Annotated in this window: 10 protein-coding genes and 2 pseudogenes; 8 read left to right on the top strand and 4 right to left on the bottom strand. The window is 33.5% G+C overall.

What is annotated here, in order from left to right; all coding sequences use genetic code 11:
• Positions 1-121 precede the first annotated feature (121 nt).
• The gene (locus tag FWJ32_RS05005; protein WP_149544875.1) at positions 122-667 is read left to right on the top strand and encodes a hypothetical protein; all 546 of its coding nucleotides are present in this window, start codon (positions 122-124) and stop codon (positions 665-667) included.
• 850 nt (positions 668-1,517) lie between these two features.
• On the opposite strand, the gene FWJ32_RS04995 is transcribed toward FWJ32_RS05005, so the two are convergent.
• The gene (locus FWJ32_RS04995; RefSeq protein WP_149544873.1) at positions 1,518-1,955 is read right to left on the bottom strand and encodes a PIN domain-containing protein; all 438 of its coding nucleotides are present in this window, start codon (positions 1,953-1,955) and stop codon (positions 1,518-1,520) included.
• Positions 1,945-2,190, bottom strand: coding sequence for a DUF6364 family protein (locus tag FWJ32_RS04990; RefSeq protein ID WP_149544872.1), 246 nt, complete (start codon positions 2,188-2,190; stop codon positions 1,945-1,947). Before FWJ32_RS04990 ends, FWJ32_RS04995 begins: the two co-directional genes overlap by 11 nt.
• Before the next feature lie 254 nt (positions 2,191-2,444).
• On the opposite strand from FWJ32_RS04990, the pseudogene FWJ32_RS04985 reads away from it, so the two are divergent.
• Both FWJ32_RS04985 and FWJ32_RS04980 read left to right on the top strand, forming a co-directional pair.
• Positions 2,445-2,723 (top strand): annotated as a pseudogene (locus tag FWJ32_RS04985) (ISLre2-like element ISTxy1 family transposase); the annotation flags it as partial.
• Between the two features lie 598 nt (positions 2,724-3,321).
• The gene (locus FWJ32_RS04980; protein WP_149544870.1) at positions 3,322-4,332 is read left to right on the top strand and encodes a hypothetical protein; all 1,011 of its coding nucleotides are present in this window, start codon (positions 3,322-3,324) and stop codon (positions 4,330-4,332) included.
• Between the two features lie 712 nt (positions 4,333-5,044).
• Here the strand turns inward: FWJ32_RS04980 and FWJ32_RS04975 are convergent.
• Complete coding sequence (locus FWJ32_RS04975) at positions 5,045-5,239, bottom strand: hypothetical protein (protein ID WP_149544869.1); 195 nt, start codon at positions 5,237-5,239, stop codon at positions 5,045-5,047.
• 1,304 nt (positions 5,240-6,543) lie between these two features.
• Between FWJ32_RS04975 and FWJ32_RS04970 the strand changes: the two genes are divergently transcribed.
• From FWJ32_RS04970 to FWJ32_RS13995, 4 genes and pseudogenes are all read left to right on the top strand, one after another.
• Complete coding sequence (locus FWJ32_RS04970) at positions 6,544-7,302, top strand: DUF169 domain-containing protein (RefSeq protein ID WP_149544868.1); 759 nt, start codon at positions 6,544-6,546, stop codon at positions 7,300-7,302.
• A gap of 224 nt (positions 7,303-7,526) precedes the next feature.
• Positions 7,527-7,814 (top strand): helix-turn-helix domain-containing protein, encoded by a 288-nt coding sequence (locus tag FWJ32_RS04965; RefSeq protein ID WP_149544867.1) that lies wholly within the window; start codon positions 7,527-7,529, stop codon positions 7,812-7,814.
• An 8-nt stretch (positions 7,815-7,822) separates the two neighbouring features.
• Positions 7,823-8,608, top strand: coding sequence for an ImmA/IrrE family metallo-endopeptidase (locus tag FWJ32_RS04960; protein WP_238988797.1), 786 nt, complete (start codon positions 7,823-7,825; stop codon positions 8,606-8,608).
• Positions 8,568-8,735, top strand: a pseudogene (locus FWJ32_RS13995) (PIN domain-containing protein); the annotation flags it as partial. The gene FWJ32_RS04960 and the pseudogene FWJ32_RS13995, both read left to right, overlap by 41 nt.
• 45 nt (positions 8,736-8,780) lie before the next feature.
• Here FWJ32_RS13995 and FWJ32_RS04955 read toward each other — a convergent pair.
• Positions 8,781-9,110, bottom strand: coding sequence for a winged helix-turn-helix transcriptional regulator (locus FWJ32_RS04955; RefSeq protein ID WP_149544865.1), 330 nt, complete (start codon positions 9,108-9,110; stop codon positions 8,781-8,783).
• 132 nt (positions 9,111-9,242) lie between these two features.
• Between FWJ32_RS04955 and FWJ32_RS04950 the strand changes: the two genes are divergently transcribed.
• Positions 9,243-9,797 (top strand): flavodoxin family protein, encoded by a 555-nt coding sequence (locus tag FWJ32_RS04950; protein WP_149544864.1) that lies wholly within the window; start codon positions 9,243-9,245, stop codon positions 9,795-9,797.
• The last annotated feature ends 181 nt before the right edge of the window (positions 9,798-9,978 follow it).

Raw genomic sequence — 9,978 nt, 5'->3', positions numbered from 1 at the left:
GCTATATGACGCCAAGCAAATTTTATGAAGAAATTTTAAGAAATAATGTGAGTCGAGGAGTGTTAGTCGTTTAAGTCCAAATAATCGGGGGCCAGTACACATTGATATGGAGGATAAACAAATGAAGAAGAATACCATCATCACTATAGTGTCAGTCGTTGTTGTGCTTATTTGTTTTGGAGTATATATATTGAGTTCAGATAGATTTCCCAGGACATCAAGAGCTGCTATAGAGCAAGCAGCTGAAGGTCAAAGATTCATGATTTCAGAGATCATAGATGAAATTAAAATAGATAAAAATAGAACTTTAACATTGTATCTCAATGGATATGGTGAGTTGGACTGCGCAGTAACTCATAAGAATCTGTTTTACTATACTGTTGATAGATTTGCAGGCCATGTTTACACACCGAATTCAGAGAACGTTTTGCCAAGTGTCAATTATAGAGCAATTTTACACTTTACGGGATACGAGTCAGGAGAGGAGTATGCATGCTTTGGCGTAATTTTGGATGATGATGTTACTAGAATCGAGTTCAATGGCAAAGATATGGAGGAAATTGCTTTCAAAGGCATGCGTATCGTCTATACTTATGGCAGCGGGAATCCTAAGTCAAAATTCATCTTGTATGATAAAGACAACAATGTGTTGGAACTGACGAAATAAACAATTCTAGTATTTTTATCTAAAAAATAGAGGATGTACGGCCTAACCCCCTAACTCCGGAAATTATGCACTAAAAGGTTCAATTTTTGCAGTGTTACTCATGAATGCTTCATAAAACTTATTTGGAGTTATGAAATTTATACTCCCATGCCTTCTACGCTGGTTGTAGTATTCCATATACTCTGTTATGCTGGAATAAGCCTCCATAAAGGGGTAGCCATCACCGCATGCTAATTCACAAAGCCGTTCTTTTATTTGGTTATCGGATATTTTCTCACCCTTGTTGGTTAAGGAATATCCCGGAATTGGCCTGCCACCAGCATTGCTGTTGGCAACAGATACGTTAGTTTCCGATTTCTCCTCCTGAGCGTTATTTTGTCTTGAGATATTTTCATAATACGTGGATGAAGAAATACTGATTTTTAGCTATTTCGACTTTGTCGGTTACCGAGGGTTTACCCTATCCCTCAGATCTCTTAGTATTGTAAGTTCAAGCTCCTTTTCTTCCAGGAGTTTATTTAGGGTGTTATTTTCTCTCGCAATGTCTTCTAATCTTTTTTGTATCTCAAGGATGCGTTTTTTGTCATTTATAGGCAACGGTTTGACTGATCCCTTTTTTCTGAAGCTTCGCATCCATCTATTACCATTTATATTATCACTTACACTGATTTTCTCCAAGTATGTTAGGGGGCTATATCATTTCTCATCCCTCCGATTAGGTTTTTAGGTTCATCACCTTTGATTCTAACCAGAGGGTGGGAGTGGCTCAATCCTTTTTTACACAGTTATATGGACTTAACTGGGGGGTTTGTCTTCAATCTGATACAGGTATATAACATACCTGTATATATTAAACAACCGTCTTAAATGGATTTATGACTTTTACTTTATCAAAGTATTGTTCTGAATTCAAATCTTCGCTCCATATTATATCACAATCTAGATTTATTGCACTGCAGATTATAAGAGAATCCCAAAATGAGATTATATAGCGTTGAGATATTTTAATTGCCTCAAGTATATCGCCAACATCGGGCGTATCCAAATTCCAGACTCCAAGATCCGAAATAATTTGTGACGCCTGCGAAGGAGATAATGGCTTTTTTACTTTTTTTGTAATAGTTACATAGAATTCTTGGAGAACCTGAGTACTCAGACACCCCCTTCTTGTATCCCACAGCTCTTTTAATAATTCCTTAGCAATTTCATGTTTTTTGCCAGCAGACACATCGTAACCATAAACCAAAATATTCGTATCAACAAACTGCAAACCTATATTATCTTTCATGCAAATCATCTCTGTCCAAACTGATTTTACCTTCTGTACCCAAATCAAAACCGCTTTCTAATATGTTAATATGATGTAATCTTGCTTTCTCGTACAAATCTTCCTTTTTTACTATCTCTTCCAGCACTTGAGTCAAAAGACCAGATACAGATGTCTGTTTATCTATAGCTATATGTTTTATTTTTTGCAATAGATCTTTGGGCAGCGATAACGTAATATTCTGCGTCTTATTCATATTAACACCTCCACGTATTTTAATATATCACGTTTTTACGTGTATATCAATAAAATAATGTTGCTCTATGCTTACCATAGAAATAACTTAATTAAAAAGTAACTTATACCAGTAATTTCCACCACTATCCTTTTGGACTGTGGAAGTTAGTCTTGTATCACAAAAAATATTTGATTTACTAATGGAAAGTACACATACCCGGAATTTGAAGCAGAACTTAAAGAACTTTTAAATGAACTCGGACGTGAAATATGTACATAACAGCGGCTCTTAAGAATGACAAAAAATCAAAAAGAGACCTATGGAGAGCCATACTTAAAAAAGACAGAGAAAAAGTAAATGAAATACTCATTCAAAAACATGAAGAGTTAAAGACAGATGGACCCAATGACCCAATAAACAAATGCCTGATATATATTAATAATAACCGGGATGGCATATGTGCACACAAAGACTATCAAGATGAAATAACAGGCTGCAGTGCAGAAAGCCATGTAAGTCACATACTATCAGAAAGGCTATCAAGAGGCCCCAAACATTTTCCTATAATATTCATTATGGTGGAGTCTTTAATAACCTAAAAATACTTGGAACGATCCTTTATCCCTGACATATCATACCTGCAAATATTTTAAGTGTAAAAGAAGCAAGCAAATATCTTTAATTTTAGAAAAAACATGGTTTAAAAGAATGGGTGTAAACTTAAAATAAACTTTCTCCACATAAAATAGAGTCGTTCCAGGGATAATAAAGTCCCTCCAGGATTGGACAAAAAAGGTTTAAGGAAAAGGGATTAAGTGGATTCAGATAAAGAAAAAAGAGATAAATAAAAGACCAAGCATAGGAGGCTGAAAGCCTTAAAAGATAAGGGTTGAGAGGATTTTAAAGATAAGATCCACTTGACCCTTTTTCCTTATCCCGTAGCCATTTTCACCCTAATTTTGGAGCAACTTTATTTACTGGTAGAATATAGGAAGTTGATAAATAGCGGGTTTGAGGAATGGGGAGTGGAACGAGTTTATTTTAGGGTTACAGCAATATTGTTTCCAAGTTTTATAGAAATTATCTGTTAATAATACTATAATAAAGAAAAGAGAATTTGCATAATAATAGGGAATTATGGAGGAATTTATGAATAAAGCGATAGAAATTATGAAATGTATAGGGAAAATATTAATTAAATGTATTATGTTTATGTTAAAACTTGTGTATGCTGCAATCGAAAGTTTTATATTATGGGTAATAGAGAAATATAGAAATTTTCAATTTAATGGAATTTATATAGCATTTATAATAATAAATTTTTTAGTAGTATTTGTATCTATTAAAAAAGATTTAATTATATTTAATATAGTTAAAGTAATTCTTGCTCTAATTCAAATAGCATTGATATTAGTAATTTTATATAAAATATTATCTAATAAAGAAAAATTAAAATTAGAACTATATTTAAAATATATGGCAGATTGGAGTTGTGCTGCACTTTATGCTATAGCATTTAGTTCTGTGTTCATGATGAATATATTTTATAATGTTAGTAAATTGCTTCAGTACATATTTTATGTTCAGCTATTTTTAACGATGCATTATTGGTATAGAAGGTTTATAAATAAATATGTTAAACATTGGGTAATGTATACTCTATATTTCTTAATATTACCACTAATATCTCTTTTTATATGGGTACTTATAGGTGATACTTTATCAAGAATATGTAACATGCCAATATTGATTTCAGACACAGTAATAGGATATATGACGATAATTTTTACTGTATTGATATTTAATTTTGAAATATATATCGCTCCTAAAGAAATTAGAAGCGAAGTTAAGGTAGCTGTGTATTTAATATTAGCATTATATTCAACTATAAGTTATTGCTTTTTTATATCTGATTATTTATCAGAACCAATATTTAATTTTTTAAAACCTTATAGTAATGAAATTGCAAACAAGGGGATAAGTCTTTCAAAAGAACTAATTAAAGGTAAAGTAGAATGGATTTTAAAATGGTTTACTCTTCCATATTTAATTGGAGCAGTTTTTGGGTGCTTTACATTAGAATTGGTTGATAGAAATGAAAAAGTAAAAGAAAGAAAGATTTCAGAAAACAAAAATGAAGATAATCAAATATGTGGTTAATAAAAAATAGATGTAATTTTAAGAAAATGACAGTATTGAAGAAAATTAGTTGGAGGAATAACGTATGTATATTTATAAGATAATTATAAAAATTTTAGAGCAATCAAGAATTTGGAATGGAAGCCCAATAAAAATATAAATATAATTATAGGTTCAAAAGTACATCATAAGATTTAGCATATATGGATTGTAAATATGCCTTGGCGATAGCCTCTTTAAAGTTCTGATTAACAAGTGGAGCAATCAGCGAAAACCTAAATAATGTAATTTTTTTTCTTTGCTTTTTTACCCATTTTATATTTTTATTCATCAAAAACCTACAAGTAAAAAATTTAGGTTTTTTTATTAACACAATGTTTGAGTAGAGCCTAAATAAAAAGCCTAACATTTTTTGTCTGTCAGGCTTTGTTGTTTTGGAATAAAGGATTTCCGTGAGACAAAGGCTGTATTCTGAAAGGCACTTCCATGGGGATTACTAAATAACCATTGTTTTTATTAATGTCAATTCACTCTGGTTTTCAAGGTTGCTGTAATAATCGTATTCTTCTTTTGTAATAAAACCAGTATCTATCATGGCTTGCACTAACTCTTTGTCTTGATGGTGATAGGTAGAGACAATATAAACTGCGGTTCTACTTTCTATCAACACTGCAATAATTCCATTATATTCCTTGAATTCAATATTTTCTTTATTGTATTTTCTTATTCCAGCCTATAACTCTTTTGATATTGAAACAATAATTATTTCTTCTCTTTGTTTAATAAACTTCTGCGGTGTTCTGTACTGACGAACGTCCAAATTATTTTTTGCTGTGTAGTGTTTCATTGGGTTTGAAGCATCAGCTAAAACCCAGCAACCCTTTTCCATTTGTTCTTGAAATTGCTGAATATTTATTTCCTGATTCATCTTTAAAATCCTTCCTCTTCATCAATTGTTTTATTTTTGATGGCAGTATCTTACTGACTCTTTTGTGGCACTTTCAAGTATTTTATAGGAACTGTACTTAAAAAAATGTAATCGGAAGGTATACAAAGGCATTAGCAGCAGTTGTATCCCCCAAATAAACTTTCTCCACATAAAATAAAGTCGTTCCAAGGATAATAAAGTCCTTCCAGGATAAGGCAAAAAAGGTTTAAGGAAAAGGGATTAAGTGGATTCAGATAAAGAAAAAAGAGATAAATAAAAGACCAAGCATAGGAGGCTGAAAGCCTTAAAAGATAAGGGTTGAGAGGATTTTAAAGATAAGATCCACTTGACCCTTTTCCATTATCCCATGACCCTTTCCACCCTAATTTTGGAACGACTTTATTCTCTAAAATACATACCATATATAGGAAAATTAGAGGGTAAGGTATAAGGATTTTGGAGCAACTTTATTTAATGGTAGAATATAGGAAGTTGATAAATAGCGGGTTTGAGAGGGAGGGGATGGAGCGACTTTATTTTAAGGTTACAATTGTTGTATATACACAATAAACTCGACTCCATGATAATAAACCTGGCTCTATAAAAATAAAGTTCATTCTAAAACCTCGCAGTAGATGCAGGATATCTCCTGATTTGCTGCGGGGTTTACTTTTGTGGTAGGGAGGAAGGGATAAGGTGTAAGGGTTAAGGGGATTAGATTTTTCATTAGAAGTTTGATTAGAATATTTTGCTGATTACGCCTTAAAACTATTGATTTTAAAGGGATTGAGAGAAGTATTGATTATTATATTGATTGAAATATTGATACAGCGATTGAGAAATGGATTGAAAAATGTGCATGCCTTAAAACTTAACCCATGAAACTTATCCCTATTTTCCTTTCAAAACATCCCTTTTTAGAACCGACTTTATTTTAAAAATTGTTACAAGAATTAAGGAAAAAGTGTTAATAAATGGGATAAAAATATGAGATTTTAGAGCGGACTTTATTATATGGTGGAAATTAGGATATAGGAAAATCAAGGGTTTAAGAGGTGTGGGTGGAGCAGAGATTATTTTAAATATACACGAGATATCTTTCTACAAAAAGTGAACTTTATATTTTATGATGTTTTACTTGGTAGTGTGATGGTGAGGGTTTTAAAAAACTAAAAATTCTTGACACAACCAATCTTTCACGAACTGTTGAAATTCGGGATATAAAGGAGTATTATTAAAAAGAAAGATGTTGAGTCTCTAGATGGTAAAAATCAACAAACATAATCATGAGAGGGGGAATATTTATGAACTGTTCCGAGGTTAGCGAAAAGCTTTTAGAAATCCTTCGATTGGATACCGACCCGGTAGCCATAACCATGTACAAAGAGAAGGACAAGCTACCGCGAAAGCCGATGAACTATAAAGTAAACATCTGTCAGTTGGTTTCTTCAGCAAGGTATCAGCAGAGAACCAATTCTGGAGTTCCCGAAATGATGGTTTGTTCAATGGGAGCTGCTTGTGTGGGCTTAATCAAAACACCAGAAGCGATTTCATCGGGCAAAGCGGCCGTAGGGCCTTACTGTGCCGATGAAGAGGCGGGAAAGAAATTTATGGCGAACACCTTTAAGCTGGGGGACAGCGGTAAGCATTATGAAGGGATTTATGTTCAACCGCTGTATGCTGCGAAGGAAGAACCGGATGTAGTGGTGCTTTATGTAAACCCGGCTCAAGTAATGCGACTGGTTCACGCATGTGCGTATGACAACGGAGAAAAGGTAACAGCAGATACTGTATGTGAGGCAGCATTATGTTCTTCTATAGGATTTGTGCTAGCCAACAATAAGCCTGTGATCGGTTTTCCCTGTGCAGGAGACAGGATATTCGGAGGCACGCAAAATCAGGAATTGGTATTCGCTGCTCCATACAACCTGTTTAAAGACAAGCTTATCGATCATCTGGAAAAGACTGCAAAAGGTGGTTTTTCTGTATATCCGGTCGCACCGAATATGTACTGGACGCCCTCAATGCCTCCTACTTACACGATACAACCCGAGGATTTATAGGGAAAAAGTGTATAACGGACGAAGGGGTATATCATCTTTAAAAAGGGTTGTCTTAAACTGAAACTGAACTGCACCCTGTCAAGTATACAACAAAAAAATAAAATGATTTAAACAGCCTTGGTTCGAACCCATCGGACTAAGGCTGTTTAATTTCGTCTGTAACCTTACAAGGTATATTGAAAGTCTAGATCACTGTGAATCATAGGTGTACTGTCTGAAGCAACTTGCAAACAAGAAAAGGTCGAAAATACACTGATATAGAAAATGGCAACAGGAGTATATCTGCCGTAGAGTTAAATGCTTTATGTAATATTTTAGGCATAGATATAAACAGCCTTTTTGATGAAGATGATGATTTAGTTACCCTTTTTAGAAAGAGAAATTTTTCGGAAAATACAATTAATGAAGTAGAAAGACTTCAGGATATGATAAGGGTATTTATTTATCAAAAGAAAATATACAATGGAGAGTTCAAACCTACAAAGAGAAAACCATTATGGGAGGAGTGTTGATATTGGATATGGCTGATTTAAACCTCCCTGATGAGTTAACCAGGCTGCGGGTAAAGGAATTAGCAGAAGAGGTAAGAGGCAGATTTGCTAAAAAAGGGCTTTCTGATATATTTGACGTTCTTTCTGAGGCTGCATTTTTAATAAGGAAACCCATGGAAACAAATGAGATTTCAGGGTTCAGCACTTATTTCGAGGAGCAGTTCATCGTATTTTTAAACAGCAACTTTACTTTAGGACATGAAAGATTTACAGGAGCCCATGAATTGTATCATCTTATATATAATCCAGATATATTAAAAAAAGAAAAGGTTATTTTGGATAAAGAAAAATACAAGGCAGAAGAAGCAACGGCAGATATATTTGCCTCCGAATTCTTAATGCCAGAAGATTATGTAAAAGAAATTTTTTACAAAATCATTAATGTAAATAAAAACAATGTTTTACCACGGCATGTAATAATAATGCAAAATTATCTTAAAGTAAGTTATAAAGCAATGTTAAAAAGGCTCATTCAACTTAACTTATGTTCTATAGATAAATATGAGGAACTTGTTAAGATTTGTTCTATAGAAAATACAGAGCAACTCCAATCTTTAACCAAAAAGGAAGGCTACGGCGTAGACTTAATTATTCCTTCGAAGGCAACATGTATTTCTAAAGAGTATATTGAGTTTGTGAAAAACAATTACGAGAGAGGGAATATTTCATATGAGAATATGAAAAGCAGTTTTGAATTCGTTGGGTTAACACCTGATGATTTCGGATATGAATATCCCCAAGAAGAGGATTATTAAAATGCGCTATATAGGGGCAATTTCCGATACTGACATTTTAATCAATTTAGCCAAGGTTGATAGATTGGATATTTTAGAGTATTTATTTAAGCAAATAATCATTCCTCAATATGTATATGATGTTGAAATTAAGAAAAAAGCAGGGAAGTATTACGGTGCCATAAATCACATTTTACCCCTTAATTTTTTTGTATTTTTCTCCCCACTCATACATTGCATCAAGAATAGGTTTCAGGCTAAGCCCAAGCTCTGTAAGTGTGTATTCAACTTTTGGAGGAACTTCTGGGTAAACCTTTCTTATAATAAGACCGTCTTTTTCCATTGATCGAAGCTGTTGTGTCAATACCTTCTGATTAATGCCATTAATGGATTTTAGAAGCTGGTTAAATCTTTTTGTTCCCTGCATAAGATCTCTAAGTATAAGAATCTTCCATTTGCCGCCGATTAGTGTAAGTGTGATTTCAACTGGACACAATGTCAAATTGTCTTGATTACTACTCATCAAATATCCCCTCAAATTTGATTTTAGTTACCTAAAATATAGTATAACACATAAAAGTATCTACTTGCAATTATATACTAACATGAGATAATATATTATTTGTAATCATCACCACAAAGGAGGAATTTCAAAATGAAGGTGATTGGCATTGTGGGTAGTCCACGCAAGGGTGGGAATACAGAAGTTTTGGTTGAAAAAGTATTGAGCGGTGCAAAAGAAGCAGGCGCTGAAGTAGAAATATTTAAAGTGAACGAGCTGAATATTCATGGATGTCAAGGGTGCAATTTTTGCCAGGAAAACGGCAGATGCAGACAACAAGACGATATGCAAAAGATATATGATACATTACATTCTGCAGATGCAGTGGTTGTTGGTTCTCCAATTTACATGAGTTATGTTACAGCACAGACAAAACTCTTTTTAGATAGGCTATATGCCCTGATGAAGGTTGGGGAAGGATGTAGATTTCCAGCTGGCAAAAAATGTGTGCTTGTATACTCCCAAGGTGGTGGCACAGATGGCCAAAAGGTTATGGAAAACTTAGCGATGTTTTTTAAAGGTGCGCTTGGTATGGATGTAAAAGCCATAGTTGGTGCTAACAACCTCAATCACGTTGGTGCAGTAAATAATAGAAAAGATGTGCTGGAAAGAGCTTTTGAGGTGGGGAAAGAAATTGTGAATGGATAATAGATAAAGTAGAACATTGAAGGTAATGATTGTAATAAGGATTAAATTAAGTTAATAGTAAAGTAAACAGCAAAGGAATAAGTGGAAAATTATAGGGAATTTAGTGCTGCCTTACGGGAGAATCTTATTACCTCCCAGAAAATCCCATGTAGATTTTACGCGAGGTGAAAAGGAGGTTATA

The organism is Calorimonas adulescens (assembly GCF_008274215.1).
In the GTDB taxonomy this organism is placed as follows: Bacteria; Bacillota; Thermoanaerobacteria; order Thermoanaerobacterales; family UBA4877; genus Calorimonas; species Calorimonas adulescens.
Note: the sequence above shows the minus strand (reverse complement) of the source record. Positions and strands in the feature narration are given on the sequence as shown.